The organism is Pseudomonas oryzihabitans (genome assembly GCF_001518815.1).
Lineage (GTDB): Bacteria > Pseudomonadota > Gammaproteobacteria > Pseudomonadales > Pseudomonadaceae > Chryseomonas > Chryseomonas oryzihabitans_E.
The window spans coordinates 3,609,567-3,627,311 of sequence record NZ_CP013987.1 but is presented as its reverse complement, the minus strand read 5'-3'; the positions used below and the strand labels follow the sequence as shown (position 1 = coordinate 3,627,311).

The 17,745-nt window shown below is 66.9% G+C and carries 19 protein-coding genes; 16 read left to right on the top strand and 3 right to left on the bottom strand.

Translation table 11 applies throughout. From position 1 onward, the window contains the following. Nucleotides 1-109 precede the first annotated feature (109 nt). Together APT59_RS16550 and sthA are read left to right on the top strand one after the other, a co-directional pair. On the top strand, nt 110-1,552 hold the full coding sequence (locus APT59_RS16550; protein ID WP_017639775.1) for a glyceraldehyde-3-phosphate dehydrogenase: 1,443 nt from the start codon (nt 110-112) through the stop codon (nt 1,550-1,552). Nucleotides 1,553-1,761: 209 nt separating this feature from the next. Beyond that, entirely contained in the window at nt 1,762-3,156 is a 1,395-nt protein-coding gene (sthA, locus tag APT59_RS16545; protein WP_059315854.1) for a Si-specific NAD(P)(+) transhydrogenase, read from the top strand. Nucleotides 3,157-3,504: 348 nt separating this feature from the next. Here the strand turns inward: sthA and APT59_RS16540 are convergent, their stop codons facing one another. From APT59_RS16540 to APT59_RS16530, 3 genes are read right to left on the bottom strand one after another with little or no spacing between them, the layout of a single operon-like run. Further along, entirely contained in the window at nt 3,505-4,221 is a 717-nt protein-coding gene (locus APT59_RS16540) for a glycerophosphodiester phosphodiesterase (RefSeq protein WP_059315853.1), read from the bottom strand. 15 nt (nt 4,222-4,236) lie between these two features. Next, complete coding sequence (locus tag APT59_RS16535; protein ID WP_059315852.1) at nt 4,237-4,527, bottom strand: hypothetical protein; 291 nt, start codon at nt 4,525-4,527, stop codon at nt 4,237-4,239. Continuing rightward, a complete protein-coding gene (locus APT59_RS16530; RefSeq protein ID WP_059315851.1) occupies nt 4,524-5,075 on the bottom strand; it encodes a PilZ domain-containing protein in 552 nt (183 codons plus the stop codon). Before APT59_RS16530 ends, APT59_RS16535 begins: the two co-directional genes overlap by 4 nt. A 107-nt stretch (nt 5,076-5,182) precedes the next feature. On the opposite strand from APT59_RS16530, the gene APT59_RS16525 reads away from it, so the two are divergent. From APT59_RS16525 to APT59_RS16460, 14 genes are all read left to right on the top strand, one after another. Then, nucleotides 5,183-6,433, top strand: coding sequence for a lipoprotein-releasing ABC transporter permease subunit (locus APT59_RS16525; protein WP_059315850.1), 1,251 nt, complete (start codon nt 5,183-5,185; stop codon nt 6,431-6,433). Then, nucleotides 6,426-7,127: a lipoprotein-releasing ABC transporter ATP-binding protein LolD gene (gene lolD / locus APT59_RS16520; RefSeq protein ID WP_026083696.1), complete on the top strand. Its 702-nt coding sequence runs from the start codon at nt 6,426-6,428 to the stop codon at nt 7,125-7,127. Before APT59_RS16525 ends, lolD begins: the two co-directional genes overlap by 8 nt. Before the next feature lie 7 nt (nt 7,128-7,134). Further along, nucleotides 7,135-8,376 carry a lipoprotein-releasing ABC transporter permease subunit gene (locus APT59_RS16515; protein ID WP_059315849.1) on the top strand — a complete coding sequence of 414 codons (1,242 nt, stop codon included), beginning with the start codon at nt 7,135-7,137 and terminating at the stop codon, nt 8,374-8,376. A gap of 111 nt (nt 8,377-8,487) precedes the next feature. After that, a complete protein-coding gene (locus tag APT59_RS16510) occupies nt 8,488-10,728 on the top strand; it encodes a DNA internalization-related competence protein ComEC/Rec2 (RefSeq protein ID WP_059315848.1) in 2,241 nt (746 codons plus the stop codon). 48 nt (nt 10,729-10,776) lie between these two features. Beyond that, complete coding sequence (locus APT59_RS16505) at nt 10,777-11,412, top strand: MotA/TolQ/ExbB proton channel family protein (RefSeq protein WP_059315847.1); 636 nt, start codon at nt 10,777-10,779, stop codon at nt 11,410-11,412. Continuing rightward, nucleotides 11,409-11,849 (top strand): ExbD/TolR family protein, encoded by a 441-nt coding sequence (locus APT59_RS16500; RefSeq protein ID WP_059315846.1) that lies wholly within the window; start codon nt 11,409-11,411, stop codon nt 11,847-11,849. The genes APT59_RS16505 and APT59_RS16500 overlap by 4 nt, the downstream gene beginning before the upstream one ends. Next, nucleotides 11,846-12,853 carry a tetraacyldisaccharide 4'-kinase gene (lpxK, locus tag APT59_RS16495; RefSeq protein ID WP_059315845.1) on the top strand — a complete coding sequence of 336 codons (1,008 nt, stop codon included), beginning with the start codon at nt 11,846-11,848 and terminating at the stop codon, nt 12,851-12,853. The genes APT59_RS16500 and lpxK overlap by 4 nt, the downstream gene beginning before the upstream one ends. A 14-nt stretch (nt 12,854-12,867) precedes the next feature. Beyond that, complete coding sequence (locus tag APT59_RS16490) at nt 12,868-13,053, top strand: Trm112 family protein (protein WP_059232294.1); 186 nt, start codon at nt 12,868-12,870, stop codon at nt 13,051-13,053. Continuing rightward, complete coding sequence (gene kdsB, locus APT59_RS16485; RefSeq protein ID WP_059315844.1) at nt 13,050-13,814, top strand: 3-deoxy-manno-octulosonate cytidylyltransferase; 765 nt, start codon at nt 13,050-13,052, stop codon at nt 13,812-13,814. Before APT59_RS16490 ends, kdsB begins: the two co-directional genes overlap by 4 nt. A 6-nt stretch (nt 13,815-13,820) precedes the next feature. Further along, nucleotides 13,821-14,288, top strand: coding sequence for a low molecular weight protein-tyrosine-phosphatase (locus APT59_RS16480; protein WP_174523171.1), 468 nt, complete (start codon nt 13,821-13,823; stop codon nt 14,286-14,288). Further along, on the top strand, nt 14,278-15,300 hold the full coding sequence (murB, locus tag APT59_RS16475) for a UDP-N-acetylmuramate dehydrogenase (RefSeq protein WP_059315842.1): 1,023 nt from the start codon (nt 14,278-14,280) through the stop codon (nt 15,298-15,300). Before APT59_RS16480 ends, murB begins: the two co-directional genes overlap by 11 nt. Next, the gene (petA, locus tag APT59_RS16470; RefSeq protein ID WP_059315841.1) at nt 15,297-15,875 is read left to right on the top strand and encodes a ubiquinol-cytochrome c reductase iron-sulfur subunit; all 579 of its coding nucleotides are present in this window, start codon (nt 15,297-15,299) and stop codon (nt 15,873-15,875) included. The genes murB and petA overlap by 4 nt, the downstream gene beginning before the upstream one ends. Then, nucleotides 15,872-17,065 carry a cytochrome b gene (locus APT59_RS16465; protein WP_059315840.1) on the top strand — a complete coding sequence of 398 codons (1,194 nt, stop codon included), beginning with the start codon at nt 15,872-15,874 and terminating at the stop codon, nt 17,063-17,065. Before petA ends, APT59_RS16465 begins: the two co-directional genes overlap by 4 nt. Beyond that, nucleotides 17,062-17,727: a cytochrome c1 gene (locus APT59_RS16460; protein WP_059315839.1), complete on the top strand. Its 666-nt coding sequence runs from the start codon at nt 17,062-17,064 to the stop codon at nt 17,725-17,727. The genes APT59_RS16465 and APT59_RS16460 overlap by 4 nt, the downstream gene beginning before the upstream one ends. Nucleotides 17,728-17,745: the final 18 nt, after the last annotated feature.

The following is a 17,745-nucleotide window of genomic DNA, read 5'->3' as shown; positions in this document are numbered from 1 at the left end:
ACCGGGCTTTCGCGCTGTCAGTGCAGCGACGCGCGTCGATTGCCTGGGACAGGCAGCGCGGTCATAATGTAGTTCCTTTTTTCAGCTCCTACATAGGGAAGGATTTGTCGTGAGTCAGAAGCCTGAGCAGTGCCTTGAAGAATGGATCGATCGCGAAGCGCTCGCCGAGGCCATGATTCCCCTGATTGGTCAGCTGTACCGTAATAACAATGTTGTGACCTCCATTTACGGTCGCGGTTTGGTCAACCGTTCGGTGATCTCCATTCTCAAGGCCCATCGTTTCGCCCGCCAGATCGACAATGTCGAGCTGTCCGTGCAGGACACCTACCCGCTGGTGAAGGCCCTGAGCGAGCTGGAACTGGGCGCCGCGTCCATCGACCTGGCCCGCCTGAGCCTCAAGTTCAAGGCCGAAGGCGCTGGCCGCGACCTCAAGGACTTCCTGCGCAGCGAGCTGTCCGCCGTGGTCGGCAAGCAGGGCGTCGAGCAGCGCAAAGGCAAGGACGTGGTGCTCTACGGCTTCGGTCGTATCGGCCGCCTGCTGGCCCGCATCCTCATCGAGCACCAGGGTAGCGGCGACGGCCTGCGTCTGCGCGCCATCGTCGTGCGCAAGGGCGCCGACAACGACCTGGTCAAGCGCGCCAGCCTGCTGCGTCGCGATTCCGTGCACGGTTCCTTCGACGGCACCATCACCGTCGACGAAGCCAACAGCACCCTGTGTGCCAACGGCACCCTGATCAAGGTGATCTACTCCAACGATCCCACCACCGTCGACTACACCGCGTACGGCATCCAGGATGCCATCGTGGTCGACAACACCGGCAGATGGCGCGATGCCGAAGGCCTGGGCCAGCACCTCAAGTGCAAGGGCGTCTCCCGCGTGGTGCTGACCGCACCGGGCAAGGGCAGCCTGAAGAACATCGTGCATGGCATCAACCATGACACCATCACCGCCGAAGACACCATCGTCACCGCGGCATCCTGTACCACCAACGCCATCGTGCCGATCCTGAAGGCGGTCAACGACAAGTACGGCATCGTCAACGGTCACGTCGAGACCGTGCACTCGTACACCAACGACCAGAACCTGATCGACAACTTCCACAAGGGCGATCGCCGTGGCCGCAGCGCTGCGCTGAACATGGTGATCACCGAGACCGGGGCCGCCAAGGCCGTGGCCAAGGCACTGCCGGAACTGGCTGGCAAGCTGACTGGCAACGCCATCCGCGTGCCGACGCCCAACGTCTCCATGGCGATCCTCAACCTGAACCTGGAGAACGGCACCAGCAAGGACGAGATCAACGAGTACCTGCGTGAAATGGCGCTGCACTCGCCGCTGCACAAGCAGATCGACTTCGTGAACTCGCCGGAAGTGGTATCCAGCGACTTCGTTGGCTCCCGCCATGCGGGCGTGGTCGATGCCGGTGCCACCATCGTCAGCGACAACCGCGTCGTGCTCTATGTCTGGTACGACAATGAGTTCGGCTACAGCTGCCAGGTCGTGCGGGTGCTGGAAGAGATGGCGGGCGTCAATCCGCCGGCCTTCCCGGCCTGAGTCTTGCGTTCTAGGCAAGGCTAACTTGCAAGAAAAAACGGGAGCCCAGATGGCTCCCGTTTTCGTTTTGGTCGGGTTTTGCGCCACAATAGCGGCCCGTGACAAGAGGTCGCAGCCCCCTGGGGCGATCTCACGCCGGACGCGACCTCTCACGAGGCGGTCCGGCTCCAGCCGTCGCCTGCGGACGGCTAACCTTCTGAGGAGAAAGCATGGCGGTCTATAGCTACGACGTGGTGGTACTGGGTTCGGGACCGGCAGGCGAGGGCGCGGCGATGAACGCCGCCAAGAACGGCCGCCGCGTGGCGGTGGTGGACAATCGCCAGGTGGTCGGCGGCAACTGCACCCACCTGGGCACCATTCCCTCCAAGGCGCTGCGCCATTCGGTCAAGCAGATCATCCAGTTCAACACCAACGAGATGTTCCGCTCCATCGGCGAGCCGCGCTGGTTCTCCTTTCCCGATGTCCTGCGCAGTGCCGAGCGGGTGATTGCCCGCCAGGTGTCCTCCCGTACCGGCTACTACGCACGCAACCGGGTCGACCTGTTCTTCGGGACGGCCAGCTTCGCCGACGAGAACACCATCGAGATCGTCAACCAGCGCGGCGACCTCGAGCGCCTGGTGGCCAAGCAGGTCGTCATCGCCACCGGTTCGCGTCCCTACCGTCCGGTGGATGTCGACTTCAGCCATCCGCGCATCTACGACAGCGACACCATCCTGTCGCTGACCCACACCCCGCGCCGGCTGATCATCTACGGAGCTGGTGTCATCGGCAGCGAATACGCCTCCATCTTCAGCGGCCTCGGCGTGCTGGTGGACCTGATCGACAACCGCGATCAGTTGCTCAGCTTCCTCGATGACGAGATCTCCGACGCCCTGAGCTACCACCTGCAGAACAACAATGTGCTCATCCGTCACAACGAGGAATACGAGCGCATCGAGGGCCAGGAGAACGGCGTCATCCTGCACCTGAAGTCTGGCAAGAAGCTGCGCGCCGATGCCTTGCTGTGGTGTAACGGCCGGACCGGCAACACCGACCAGCTCGGGCTGCAGAACGTCGGCATCTCGGTGAACAGCCGTGGCCAGGTCACCGTGGACGAAAACTACCGGACCTCGGTCGCCAACATCTATGCCGCAGGCGATGTCATCGGCTGGCCGAGCCTGGCCAGTGCCGCTTACGACCAGGGCCGCTCGGCGTCGGACAATATCCTGCACGACAACAACGGGCGGGTGGTCAACGACATCCCCACCGGCATCTACACCATTCCCGAGATCAGCTCACTGGGTAAGACCGAGCGCGAACTGACCCAGGAAAAGGTGCCCTACGAGGTCGGCAAGGCCTTCTTCAAGAGCATGGCGCGGGCGCAGATCTCCGGCGAACCCGTGGGCATGCTGAAGATTCTCTTCCACCGCGAGACCCTGCAGGTGCTGGGTGTGCACTGCTTTGGCGACCAGGCGTCGGAGATCCTGCACATCGGCCAGGCGATCATGAACCAGGAAGGCGAGGCGAACAGCATCCGCTACTTCGTCAACACCACCTTCAACTACCCGACCATGGCCGAGGCCTACCGGGTGGCGGCGTTCGATGGCTTGAATCGGCTGTTCTGAGCGGGCCGGTTCTCTTCGCGATAACCCGTAGGTTGGGTTGAGCGTAGCGAAGCCCAGCAATGCCTAGGCTCAACTTGGGCTGTTGGGCTTCGACGATAGAGCTGTCTCAACCCAACCTACTACGCCAAGCAGCACCCGTAGGTTGGGCTAAGCGCAGCGAAGCCCAACAATGCTTAGGTTCAACCTGGGCTGTTGGGCTTCGACGATGAAGCTGTCTCAGCCCAACCTACGACGCTGAATCGGTTCGCATCGCGGCCATGGTGGTCCGCCGATGCGGCCGCTCCTACGGTGACGTCCGTGCCTGTAGGAGCGGCCCATGGCCGCGATGTCTTTTGGAGGACGGTCCTACTACCCCAAGGTGCGCCGTGCCAGGCTCGGGAAGTCGGTGATGACGCTGTCCGCGCCGAAATCGGCCAGGCGACGCATCAGGCTGGCATCGTTCACCGTCCAGACCGAGACGTGCAGACCCTGGCGTTGGGCCTTGAGCAGCCGTTCCGGCGTACACAGCGTCCAGTTCAGTGCCAGCAGATGGCAGTCGTAGTGGGCCGCCACCTTCAGCGGATCCAGCCAGGCATATTCGGCGACCAGTCCGCGCGCCAGGTGGGGCGTGTCGCGTTGCAGGGAGCGCAGGACCTCCCGCGAGGCACTGGTGACGGTGATCCTGTCCTGCAGGCCGAATTCCTCGACCAGCTGGGCGATGGCCTTGACGGTCTGCGCCGCTCGCACCCGCGAAGCGCTCTTCACTTCCAGTTGCCAGTGTTCGAAGCGGCACTTCTCGAACAGCTGGCGCAGGGTCGGGATGGGGCAGGGGCGTGGCCAGGACGGTCCACCCTGGCGAGCATCCAGGGCGAGCAGATCGGCGACGGTCTTTTCGCTGACCTTGCCGCCGCGCCCGGTGGTGCGCTTCAGGGTCGGGTCGTGGATCACCACCAGCTCGCCATCACGGGAGAGGTGCAGGTCCAGCTCGCAGCGCTGGACGCCCAGCTCCAGGCACAGCTCGAAACCGGCGAGCGTGTTTTCCGGGGCTTCGCCGCGGGCGCCGCGGTGTCCGTAAATAAGAGTCATGAGGGCTCCTTGGCGCTAGGGTGAGGGGGGCGGGCGGCGCGGTTCGCGGACCGCATCCAGGACCCGATCGTTTTCAAAATAGACGCTGAAATCCCGATAGTCCCAGCGGCGGATCGTCGGGTGGCCGACAGGGGGATGCTCCTGATCGGGCAGGCCGAAGCGTTCCAGTACCTGGGAGCGGCTGTCGCCCCGCTGGGGCAGCGGCGTGCCGACATCGCCTTGCCTACCCAGCGGGATCTGCAAGGTATCGGCCCAGCCGGGCAGGGCGATGCCGAGCAGCAGGACGGCCAGCCAGGGGCGTTTCACGCCTCGTCTCCGCGATCAGCGCGGCGCACCCGGGCCTGCTGGCGCAGCACATGACGGGCCAGCAGCTGGCGCTGGGCATCTTCCAGGTCGATGAAGCTGGTGCCGATCTCGTGACCGCCGACCACTGCCTGGCAACTGGTCACCTCGGCCAGCACCTGCAGGCCCAGGCCCTGGGGTGGCAGCGCCATGCGCAGGTCGAGTCGCGTGCCCAGGGCATAGGGCTCGGCGTCGACGAAGGCCAGGCCACCTTCGGAGAGCACCACGTCACGGGTGGCGCCGCTGTCGTGCAGCAGATTCCAGGTGAAGGCCTGGCCGAGCAGGTCGAGGCGCTTGTTCACCAGGCGCAGGCAGGCGGTGACGGCGCGGTCGCGTTCGTCCAGATTGCGCAGCAGGTGACGGGATTCGAATTCCAGCTGATGCAGTTCGCTCAGGAGTGCGAACAGCGGCGCGGTCTCGCCTGGGGCCCCGTCTGCAGGGCTGATTTGCAGTGCGATACGGTCGGTGATGCGATAGTATTCCCGCCGTTCACGCGCGTCTGGGGTGGTCATGTTGGGCCGCTCCGTGGGTGATGGCCCCGAGTGTAGCCGGCGAGCCGGCACGGTGTCGCCGTCCAACCCGCAGGGCGCCTACGTCTTTCCGCCGTGCAAGCGAGCCTATGTTCAGACCCCTGCCGATCTACCTTGGCCTGCGTTATGTCCGCGCCAAGCGCCGCAATCATTTCGTCTCCTTCATCTCGCTCACCTCCATGATCGGCCTGGCCCTCGGCGTCGTCGTCATGATCGTGGTGCTGTCGGTCATGAACGGCTTCGACCGCGAGATGCGCGATCGCGTCCTCGGCATGATTCCCCATGCGACGGTGGAGTCCTATCAGCCGGTTACCGACTGGCGCAGCGTGCGCGAGCTGGCACTGCAAAACAGTCAGGTGGCGGCGGTGGCGCCCTTCACCCAGTTGCAGGGCATGCTGGCCCACGACAAGGCGGTGCAGACCGTTTTGCTCAACGCCATAGATCCGGCCGAGGAGTCCAAGGTCTCGATCATCGCCAGCTTCATGCGCGAGGGTAGGCTCGACGACCTCAAGCCGGGCGAGTTCGGCATCATCATCGGCTCCCTGGCCGCCGAGAAACTGGGCGTCAAGGTTGGCGACAAGCTCACCTATATCGCTCCGGAAGTGGCCGTGACCCCCGCCGGCATGTTTCCGCGCATGAAAAGATTCACCGTGGTGGGCATCTTCAGCGTCGGCGCTGGCGAGCTGGATGGCTCGGTGGGCCTGATCGACATCGAGGATGCCGCACGGCTGCAACGCTGGCCGGCGAATGCGGTTCAGGGTGTGCGGCTCAAGCTGCATGACCTGTTCCAGGCGCCGGACGTGTCCTGGAACATCGCCCGCCAGTTGCCCGGCAACGATTGGTACGCCCGCGACTGGACCCGCACCCATGGCAACCTCTACCAGGCCATCGGCATGGAAAAGACCATGATCGGCCTGCTGCTCCTGCTGATCGTGGCCGTGGCCGCCTTCAACATCGTTTCCACCCTGGTGATGGTGGTGACCGACAAGAAATCCGACATCGCCATCCTGCGTACCCTGGGCGCCACACCCCGGCAGATCATGGCGGTGTTCATGGTCCAGGGAACCTTCATCGGCATCATCGGCACCGCCATCGGTTGCCTGCTGGGGGTGCTGGCCGCGCTCAACGTCAGTGCGGCGCTGGCCTGGGTGCAGCAGGTCACCGGGCATCAGTTCCTCAACGCCGAGGTGTATTTCATCGACTACCTGCCGGCCCAGCTCCAGCTGCACGACGTCCTGCTGATCTGCGGCGCGTCCTTTGCCCTGAGCTTCCTGGCCACGCTCTATCCCTCCTGGAGCGCTGCCCGTACCCAACCCGCCGAGGCCCTGCGTTATGAATGATCGAGCCGTTTTGCGTTGCCAGGACCTGGGCAAGCGCTACGAGGAAGGCCCCCAGACCGTCGAGGTGCTGAGCAACGTTCAGCTGACCCTGCAACCGGGCGAGCGCGTCTCCATCGTCGGCAGCTCGGGATCGGGCAAGACCACCCTGCTGAACCTGCTCGGTGGCCTCGATACCCCCAGCAGTGGCAGCGTCTGGCTCGACGGCGAAGAGCTGTCGGCGCTCAACGAGAAGGCCCGCGGTCTGCTACGCAATCGCGCCATGGGCTTCGTCTACCAGTTCCACCACCTGCTGCCCGAATTCAGTGCCCTGGAAAACGTCTGCATGCCCTTGCTGATCGGCAAGGCCTCCATTGGCGAAGCCCGTGAGCGCGCGGCCAAGTTGCTGGAACGGGTCGGCCTCGGCCATCGCCTGGGGCACAAGCCGGCCGAGTTGTCCGGCGGCGAGCGCCAGCGCGTGGCCATCGCCCGGGCCCTGGTCAACCAGCCCAAGCTGGTGCTGCTCGACGAGCCCACCGGCAACCTCGACCAGCACACCGCCCACGGTATCCAGGACCTGATGCTGGAACTGTCCACCTCGCTGCGCACGGCCTTCCTGGTGGTGACCCACGACCAGGTGCTGGCCGGCCAGATGGACCGGATGCTGCGCCTGGACGAAGGCCATCTGGTCGACGCCACGCCGGCCCGGCAGGTCTGAGGTCGTTATGTTCAGACCGCTCTCCCTATTCATAGGCCTGAGATACACCCGCGCCAAGCGGCGCAAGTCGTTCATCTCCTTCTTCTCGCTGGTCTCCATGTTCGGCCTGGCCCTGGGCGTGCTGGCCATGATCCTGGTGCTGTCGGTGATGAACGGCTTCCAGGAGGAAATGCGTGGCCGCATCCTCGGCATGGTGCCCCATGCCTTCATCAGCGGCGCCCAGCCGCTGGACGACTGGCGCCCGCTGGCGGCCAAGGCCGAGCAGCAGCCCCATGTGCTGGCCGCGGTGCCCTACACCCAGTTGCAGGGCATGCTGTCGGTGCGCGGTCGCATGCAACCGCTGCTGGTGGACGGTATCGATCCCGCCCAGGAGAAACGCGTTTCCATCGTTGGCGAGCGCATGACCCAGGGCAGCCTCGACGCCCTCAAACCGGGCGAATTCGGCATCGTCCTGGGCGAGATCGCCGCCCGGCGCTTCCAGCTGGAAGTGGGCAGCCAGGTTACGGTGATCATCCCCGAGGTCGGCGCCACCGGCAGCATCACCCCGCGCCTGCGTCGCTTCACCGTGGTCGGCACCTTCAAGGTCGGCGCCGAGCTGGACGCCTCCCTGGCGCTGATCAACGTGGCCGACGCCGCACCGCTCAAGGGCTGGCAGCCGGGCCAGGTGGAGAGCATCCGCCTGGCCCTGGACGATCTCTTCCAGGCGCCCCGTATCTCCCGTGACGTGGCCAAGGCCCTAGGCGAGGGCTACCAGGCACGCGACTGGACGATCTCCCAGGGCAGCCTGTTCCAGGCCATGCAGATGGAAAAGACCATGATCGGCCTGCTGCTCCTGCTGATCGTGGCGGTGGCCGCCTTCAACATCATCGCCACCCTGATCATGGTGGTGGCCGACAAGAAGGCCGACATCGCCATCCTGCGTACCCTGGGCGCCACGCCTGGGCAGATCATGGCGGTGTTCATGGTCCAGGGTACGGTGATCGGTCTGGTCGGTACCCTGATCGGCGGCGTGCTGGGCGTCATCGCGGCGCTCAACGTCAGCAGCTGGATCGCCGCCCTGGAGCGTCTGGTCGGCCACAAGCTGTTCGGCGGCGACATGTACTTCATCAGCAACCTGCCCTCGCGGCTGGAAGTGGAAGACGTGGTACTCATCGCCGTGGCGGCCCTGAGCATGAGTTTCCTGGCGACCCTCTATCCCGCCTGGCGCGCCTCGCGCACCTCGCCGGCCGAAGCCCTGCGCTACGACTGATCCCCTGCCGGGCCAGACGGACCTTACGCCCCTGGCCCTGGCACTTCTGCGTTCCAACTGCTCTAATCCGCGCATCTGAAGCCCTGCTGGTTCTCCACGGATGGAGTCCTGATGCGTGCCGCTCTGCTTGCCTTCGCCTTGGATGTGCTGCTCCTGCGCGCCTTTGCCGCGCTACCGTCACTGCCCCTGCTGGCGGCTCTCGCCTCGGTCGCCATCGTGCTGCTGGGCACCCGTTTCTTCGTGCTCGGCGCCTGCGGGCTCGGCCTGGCCTGGGCACTGCTCGCTGCGCACGGGGCCCTGGCGGATCGCCTGGATCCGGCGCTGGAGCAGCGGGTATTGTGGATCGAGGGCCAGGTGAGCGGGCTGCCCGCGGTGGATGCCGACTCGGTGGGCTTCGTGCTCAGTGGCGCGACCAGTCGCCGCGACGTCAAACTGCCCGCGCACATCCGCCTGAACTGGCACGGCGGTCCTCGCCTCCTGACCGGCGAGCGCTGGCGCCTGGCGGCGGAGCTACGCGGACCGGCAGGTCTGGTCAACGCCCTGGGCCAGGACCGCGAGGCCTGGCTGCTGGCCCAGGGCATAGGGGCTACCGGTAGCGTGAAGGATGGCCAGCGGCTGCAGTCCGCCAGTGGCCTGGCAACCTGGCGCGATGGTATCCGCCAATACCTGCAGACCCGGGATCCGGCCGGGCAGGGCGGATTGCTCGCCGCGTTGGTGGTGGGCGACGGCTCGGGGATCAGCGACCGCCAATGGCAGCTGTTCCAGGACACCGGCACGGTGCACCTCATGGTGATTTCCGGGCAGCACATCGGCCTGATCGCCCTGGGCGTCTATGCCGGGGTGGTCATCCTGGCGCGCCGTGGCTACTGGCCGAGTCGACTCCCCTGGCGGCTATCCGCCGCCGTGCTGACCGTGGCCACCGCGCTGGGTTACGGACTGCTGGCCGGTTTCGAGGTGCCGGTGCAGCGCGCCTGCGTCATGGTTACCCTGGGCTTGCTTTGGCAGCTGGGGCGCCAGCAGGTCCGGCTGGCTGATGCCGTACTGCTGGCCCTGGTGCTGGTCCTGGCGGCCAATCCCCTGGTCAGCCTGCTGCCTGGCTTCTGGTTGTCCTTTGGCGCCGTGCTGTTGCTGCTGTGGAGCTTCGCGGGTCGTCTGGGACAGCTGCCCTGGTGGGTCACCCTGGGACGGGCCCAATGGTGCATGGCCCTGGGCCTGGCACCGCTGCTGCTGGCGCTGGGCCTGCCACTGAGCCTGAGCGGTCCCCTGGCCAACGCCGTCGCCGTGCCGCTGATGGACATGGCGGTCGTGCCGCTGGCGCTGGTGGGGACGCTGCTATCCCTGCTGTGGTCGCCGCTGGGCGATCCCGCGCTCCTGCTGGCCGGTGGCTTGCTGCAGGGACTGCTCTGGCTATTGAGCGGATTGGCGCACCTTGCCGCGGCCTGGCAGCCTGTACTCGCGCCGGCCTGGGCGCTGTGGCTGGCGGGACTCGGGGCGTTGCTGGCCCTGCTGCCGGCGGGTGTGCCGCTGCGCGGCTTCGGCGCACTGCTGATGTTGCCCGGGCTGTTTCCTCTGGCGCCCGTACCAGCGGAGGGGCTGGCGCGGATCACCTTGCTGGACGTCGGTCAGGGCCTGGCCGTGCTGGTACGTACCCGGCAGCATGCGCTGCTCTACGATGCCGGCCCGCGCCAGGGCAGCTATGACAGCGGCGCTCGGGTCGTCCTGCCCAACGTGAAGGCTGCTGGCATCGGGGCCCTGGATATCATGTTGCTCAGCCATGCCGATGCCGATCACGCTGGCGGTGCGCCGGCCGTGGCCCGGGGCCTGCCAGCAGGTCGAGTGCTCAGCGGTGAGGCAGGTAGGCTAAAACCGGAATTGCATGCCCAGGACTGCGCAGACGGTGCCCATTGGCAATGGAACGAGGTCGCCTTCACCACCTGGTGGCATCCTGATGCGGATTCCAACGCCTCCTCCTGTGTACTCAGCGTCGAGGCCAGGGGCGAGCGCCTGCTGTTGACCGGCGACATCGATGCCCGCCGCGAAGGCCAGCTGGTGGCCAGTGGCGTGCCTTTGGCGGCGGATTGGCTCGTCGCCCCGCACCATGGCAGTCGCAGCGGTTCCAGCGCCGCCTTCATCGACGCCGTCCAGCCGCGCGGTGTGCTGATCTCCCGCGGGCTGAACAATCGCTATGGCCATCCGCATCCGCAGGTGATGCAGCGCTATCGCGAACGTGGCGTGATTCCCTATGACACGGCCGAGCTGGGTGCCCTGAGCTGGACACTGGGGCGCTGGGAGGCGCCGCACGGTCAGCGCCTGGAGCGTCACTGGTGGCGGATCCCCTCGCCGACACCCTAAGGCGTTCGTGCTAGAGTGGCCGCATTTTGCGGCAGGGGTAACGGTCTCGTGTTCGAAATGGTCAAAGCTGGCGGCTGGATGATGCTGCCGATCATCCTCAGTTCCATCCTGGCCACGGCCATCATCGCCGAGCGGCTGTGGACCCTCAGGCGCAGCCGGGTCGCACCACCCACACTGCTCGCCCAGGTCTGGCGCTGGATCCAGGACAAGCAGCTCAACGCCGAACGGCTGCGCGAACTGCGCGCCGGATCGCCCCTGGGCGACATCCTCGCTGCGGGCCTGACCAATTCCCGCCATGGTCGCGACATCATGAAGGAGGCCATCGAGGAAGCCGGCAGCCGCGTGGTGCATGACCTCGAGCGCTATCTCAATACCCTCGGCAGCATCGCCGCGCTGGCGCCGCTGATGGGTCTGCTGGGCACGGTGTTCGGCATGATCGACATCTTCAGCGCCTTTATGAACGACGGCATGGCCAATGCGCCCATTCTCGCCGGCGGTATCTCCAAGGCGCTGGTCACCACCGCCACCGGTCTGCTGGTGGCGATTCCCGCGGTGTTCTTCCATCGCTATCTGCTGCGTCGCGTCGACGAGCTGGTGGTGGGCATGGAGCAGGAAGCGGTGAAGCTGGTGGACATCCTCCATGGCGATCGCGAGGTGGACGTGCGCGAAGGAGCCCCGGCGTGAAATTCCGTCGCCGCGCCGGAGGCGCCGCTCGCGAAGAGGTCTATATCAACCTGGCCTCCTTCATCGACGTCATCTTCGTCCTGCTGTTGTTCTTCGTGGTGACCGCGACCTTCAACAAGCCCAGCCAGCTGAAGATCGAACTGCCCGAGGCCGACAGCGCCGCGGCGGCCGCCAATCAGGGCAAGACCCTGGAAATCAGCATCACCGCCGAAGGCCAGATGGCACTGAATGGCCAGACCCTGGCCCGCAATGACCTGACCGGCCTGACCACCGCGCTGCAGCGTGAATCCGGTGGCGACAACAGCCTGCCGCTGGTGATCACCGCCGATGGCCGCGCCACCCACCAGGCGGTGGTCATGGCCATGGATGCCGCCGGCAAGCTGGGCTTCAGCCAGCTGCGCATCACCACCCTCGAGGCCCAGGCGAAACGCCCGTGAGCCTGGGCGAACGTCTGGTTCGGGCCTGGTATGCAGGGCATCCGGCCCTGGGGCTGCTGACGCCGCTCGAAGCCCTCTATCGGCAGATCGCCCGGCGCAAGCGCCAGCGCTTCCTGGCGGGGCAGGGCAGCATCCATCGGGCGCCCGTCCCGGTCATCGTGGTCGGCAATCTCACCGTTGGCGGGACCGGCAAGACGCCCATGATCCTCTGGCTGATCGACCATCTGCGCGCCCGCGGTCTGAGGGTCGGGGTGGTCAGCCGGGGCTATGGCGCCACGCCGCCGAGCCTGCCCTGGCGGGTACGGGTCACCGACACCGCCGCCATCGCCGGCGACGAGCCGCTGCTCATCGTGCAGCGCACCGGGGTGCCGCTGGTGACGGATCCCGACCGCGGTCGCGCGGTCGAGCGATTGCTCGCTGAGGAAGCGCTCGATGTCATCCTCAGCGACGACGGTCTGCAGCACTATCGCCTGGCCCGGGATCTGGAACTGGTCATGGTCGATGCGGCGCGGGGCTTCGGCAACGGGCGCTGCCTGCCGGCCGGCCCCCTGCGCGAACCCCTGGGGCGCCTGGCCGAGGTGGATGCCGTGATCCACAACGGCGCCGCGACCGATCCTGCCGCCGGCTTCGGCCTGACCCTGCAGCCCAGTGCCCTGATCAATCTGCGTAGCGGCGAGACCCGGCCGCTGGACTTCTTTCCGCCAGGGCAGCGCCTGCATGCCCTGGCCGGCATCGGCAACCCCGGGCGTTTCTTCGCTACCCTCGAAGGACTACACTGGCAGCCGTTGCCCCATGCCTTCGCCGATCACGCCAGCTACAGCGCTGCGGACCTGGCCTTCACGCCCGAGCTGCCGCTGGTGATGACCGAGAAGGACGCGGTCAAGTGTCGGCCCTTCGCCGCCGCCGACTGGTGGTACCTGGCGGTGGACGCCCAGCCCTCGGCCGCTTTCGTCGCCTGGCTGGATGGGCGTCTCGCTCGACTCCTGCCCGAACACTCTCACTGACGGAACAATCGCCCATGGATCTCAAGCTGCTGGACATCCTCGCCTGCCCCCTGACCAAGAGCCCGCTGATCTTGAGCGACGACAAGACCGAACTCATCAGCAAGGCCGCGGGCCTGGCCTTCCCGATTCGCGACGGCATCCCGGTGATGCTGGAAAGCGAGGCACGCGTCATCACCACGGACGAGCGCCTGGATAAATGAGCACCGCTTTCACCGTCGTCATCCCGGCGCGCCTCGCCAGCACGCGGCTGCCCAACAAGCCGCTGCTCGACATCGCCGGCAAGCCGATGATCCAGCACGTCTGGGAACAGGCCCGGCGCAGTGGCGCCGAGCAGGTGGTGGTGGCGACCGACCACGACGATATCCTGCGTGCCTGCGAAGGCTTTGGTGCCCGGGTGCTGCTGACCCGGGCCGATCACGCCTCCGGTACCGATCGCCTGGCCGAGGTGGCCGAGCTGCTCGGCCTGGCCGACGATGCGCTGGTGGTCAATGTCCAGGGTGATGAGCCGCTGATTCCGCCCGCGGTGATCGATCAGGTGGCCACCAATCTCGCCGCCCATCCCGAGGCCGGCGTGGCTACCCTGGCCGAGCCGATCCAGGAGGTCGACAGCCTGTTCAATCCCAACGTGGTCAAGGTGGCCACCGACGTGAACGGCCTGGCGCTGACCTTCAGCCGGGCGCCGCTGCCCTGGGCCCGCAATGCCTTCGCCGGTGATCGTTCGCAGATGCCCCAGGGTTTTCCCTATCGCCGTCATATCGGCATCTATGCCTATCGCGCCGGCTTTCTCGCCGACTTCGTCAGCTGGGGCCCCTGCGCCCTGGAAGAGACCGAAGCCCTGGAGCAGCTGCGTGCCCTCTGGCACGGTGTGCGCATCCATGTCGCCGATGCCCTGGAAGCGCCCCAGGCGGGCGTGGATACCGCTGAAGACCTCGAGCGCGTAAGGCGCCTGCTGGGAGCCTAGATGACCCTGCGTATCCTGTTCGTTTGCATGGGCAACATCTGTCGCTCACCCACGGCTGAGGGCATCCTGAGGACCAAGCTGGACGCCGCGGGCCTGGCCGAGGCGGTGACGCTGGACTCGGCCGGTACCGGTGACTGGCATGTCGGCAAGGCCCCGGACTCCCGCGCCATCCAGGCCGCTGCGGGGCGCGGCTATGACATCAGCGGCCTGCGCGCGCGCCAGGTAACCACGGACGATTTCCAGCGCTTCGACCTGATCCTGGCCATGGACCAGGACAATCTCGCCTGGCTGGAACAGCTGCGCCCCGACCAGGGTGCGGTACCCGAGCTGTTCCTGGCGCGTCAGGGATTGGCGGTGGATGAGGTGCCGGATCCCTACTACGGCGGCGCGGCCGGCTTCGAGCGCGTCCTGGACCTGCTGGAAAGTGCCTGCGATGGCCTGGTCGCCGAGGTGGCTGCCCGTCATGGTCGCTGAGGTGCAACAGCAGGTCCCCTTGCAGGGGCTCAACACCTTCGGCCTGGTGGCGGAAGCCGATCGCTATCTGGAAGCCGCGAGCGATGCCGAGGTCCACGAGGCCCTGGCCTTGGCGCAGCAGCTTGGCGTGCCGCTACGGGTGCTGGGCGGTGGCAGCAATCTGGTCCTGCCCGAACGGGTCGAGGGTCTGGTGCTGCGGCTGACGTCCCGCGGTATTCGCCTGCTGGCGGAGGAGGGCGATGCCCTGCTGGTCGAGGCCGAAGCCGGTGAACCCTGGCATCCCTTCGTCATGACCACCCTGGCCAACGGCTGGTACGGCCTGGAAAATCTCAGCCTGATCCCCGGCACCGTCGGTGCCTCACCGATCCAGAACATCGGCGCCTATGGCGTCGAGCTCAAGGACAGATGCGCCGGGGTGACGGCGCTCGATCGCCACAGTGGCGAACTTCACGACCTGACCGCGGACGACTGCGCCTTCGCCTATCGCGAGAGCCGCTTCAAGGCCGAGGCCGGCCGCTGGATCGTGCTGCGGGTGCGTTTCCATCTCAGTCGCCAGCCGCGGCTGGTGCTCGACTATGGTCCGGTGCGCCAGGCCCTGGCCGAGGCCGGCGTCACGCAGCCGACGCCTGAGACCGTGAGTGCGGCCATCTGCAGCATCCGCCAGAGCAAGCTGCCCGACCCCGCGGTGCTGGGCAATGCCGGCAGCTTCTTCAAGAATCCCGTGGTGACGGCCGCCGAAGCCGCCGCGCTGCAGCAACGCTATCCGTCCCTGCCGACCTATCCCCAGGCCGACGGCACGGTCAAGCTGGCCGCCGGCTGGCTGATCGACCAGGCTGGCTGGCGGGGGCATCGCGAGGGCCCAGTGGGGGTGCATGCCGCCCAGGCGCTGGTGCTGGTCAACTTCGGCGGCGCCAGCAGCCGTGACGTCCTGGCCCTGGCGGAGCGCATTCGCGTCTCGGTGCGGGAGCGCTTCGGGGTGACGCTGGACATGGAGCCGGGAAGCCTGACGTGACCAATGACTCGCCCGATGCCCAACGCCGCCGTCTGCTGATCGCCACCACCTCTGCCGTGGGCGGCCTGGGACTGGTGGCGGGCAGTGTGCCCTTCGTCTGCGCCCTGCGGCCCAGTCGTTCGGCGGAGGTGGCGGCGGCGCCGGTCGAGGTGGATCTCAAAGCGTTGCGCGAAGGCGAACAGCTCACGCTGCAGTGGCGCGGCCAGCCGGTCTGCGTCCTGCGTCGCAGCGCCGCGGACCAGGCCCGACTCCTGGCGGACCAGGCAGGGCTGGCCGACCCGGATTCCCGGGAATCCAGCCAGCCACCCTATGTCGATCCGCGCCTGAGATCGCGGCGGCCGGACATTTTCGTCGTCTCCGCCATCTGCACCCACCTCGGCTGCATTCCCTCCCTGGCGCCGTCCGGGACGGACCGGGAGGGGGGGTATCTGTGCCCCTGCCATGGCTCCCACTTCGATCTCGCCGGCCGGGTCTATCGTGACCAGCCCGCGCCCTTGAATCTCGCCGTGCCGCCCTATCATTTCCGGGGCGACAACCTGCTGGTGATCGGCAGCGATGGGGAGGGGGCGACATGAACGACAACGAGCCCGGGTGGCTGGAGCGACGGCTGCCGATCGGAGCCTTCTGGCGACGCCATATCAGCGAATACCGGGTACCTCGCAACCTCAACGTCTTCTATCTGTTCGGTTCGCTGCTGGTCTTCATTCTGGCGCTGCAGGTGCTGACGGGGCTCTGGCTGCTGTTCGGCTACGAGCCGACGGTGAAGGGCGCCTTCGCCTCGGTCCAGCTGTTCATGCGCGAGGTGCCCTTCGGCTGGCTGATCCGCTATCTGCATGCGGTGGGTGCCTCGGCGCTGTTCGTCTGCCTCTATCTGCACATGCTGCGGGGCCTGCTCTATGGCTCCTATCGCGCGCCGCGCGAACTGGTCTGGACCTTTGGCGTGCTGCTCTATGTGCTGCTGCTGGCCCAGGCCTTCTTCGGCTATCTGCTGCCCTGGGGGCAGCTCTCCTACTGGGGCGCCCAGGTGTCCCTCAGCGCGGTCGAGGCGCTGCCGGTGGTTGGCCCGCCCCTGGCCGATCTGCTGCGGGGCGGGGTGGTGCTGTCCGATGCCACCCTGCGCCGCTTCCAGGCCCTGCATGTGGTAGGGCTGCCGCTGCTGATTGTCATGCTGGTGACGCTGCACATCGTCGCCCTGCGCCAGACCGGATCGAACAGTCCCGAGGGCGATGATCGCGACCTGCGTGGCGCGGCAGGGGTGCCTTTCCACCCCTACCTGACCCTCAAGGACCTCTGCGGCCTGGCGGTCTTCCTGCTGGTGTTCCTGGGCGTGGTGCTCCTGGCGCCTGACCTGGGCGGGCTGGTGCTGGAGCCGGCCAATCAGCAACCCGCCGATCCGCTGGTGACGCCCGCGCACATCGCCCCGCCCTGGTACCTGGCCGCTTTCTATGCGCTGTTGCGGGCGGTACCGAGCAAAGCCGGCGGCCTTGGCCTGGCCGCCTTGGCCATCGCCCTGCTGTTCGTGCTGCCCTGGCTGGATCGCAGCGCGGTCCGCTCGGTACGCCGCAAGGCCTGGCCGGCGCGGCTGGGGCTGTATGTGGCGTGCCTGGCCTTTGCCACTCTGGGGGTGCTGGGCGTGGCAGCCCTCACCGACGAGCGCCTGCTGCTGGCGCGTCTGGCTGCCGGGCTCTACTTCGCCAGTCTGCTAGGCATGCCCTGGTACAGCCGCCTGGGTCGTCCGCGAACGCCGCCGGAGTTCAGGTCATGATGCGTGGCCTGCTACTGGGTCTGCTGCTGCTTTGCAGCGGTCTGACCTTCGGCGCCGAAGGCGATCCCCGGGCGGGGGCCATCACCTTCGGTCGCTATTGCCTGGCCTGCCACGGCCAGGAGTACCAGCGCTTCGACCGCGTCGCCGCCGATCTCCACCTCGATCTCGCTAGCTGGGCGCCCGGGCGTACCGCCAGCGCGCCCATGCTCGGCCTGCTCAAGCCCGAGGACGCCCGCCGCGCCTTTGGCAGCGTGCCGCCGGATCTCACTCTCATCGCCGCCGTGCGTGGCGATGCCTGGTTGCGTGCCTTCCTGCAGGAGTTCTATGTGGCGCCCGGACGTCCGCTCGGCGTCGATAACCTCACGGCGCCCGGCACCCGCATGCCGGACGTCCTGGCCGCCCTGCGCGGGCGTCAGCTGCACGACTGCAGCCAAGGACGCTGCGTGCTGCGCCTCGAGCCGGGCAGCGGCGCCCAGACGCCCGAGCAGTTCGCCCGCACCGTCGAGGACCTGGTCGCCTACCTGAGCTATTCGGCGGCGCCCGAGCGCAGCCTGGCCTGGCGTCTCGCGCCCTGGGTGCTGGGTTATCTGCTGCTGTTCGCCGTCCTGGCCTTCTGGCTCAAGCGCGAATTCTGGCGGCGATTGCCCGACAGTGAGCGATGAGACTAGGTGGCAGGCGGC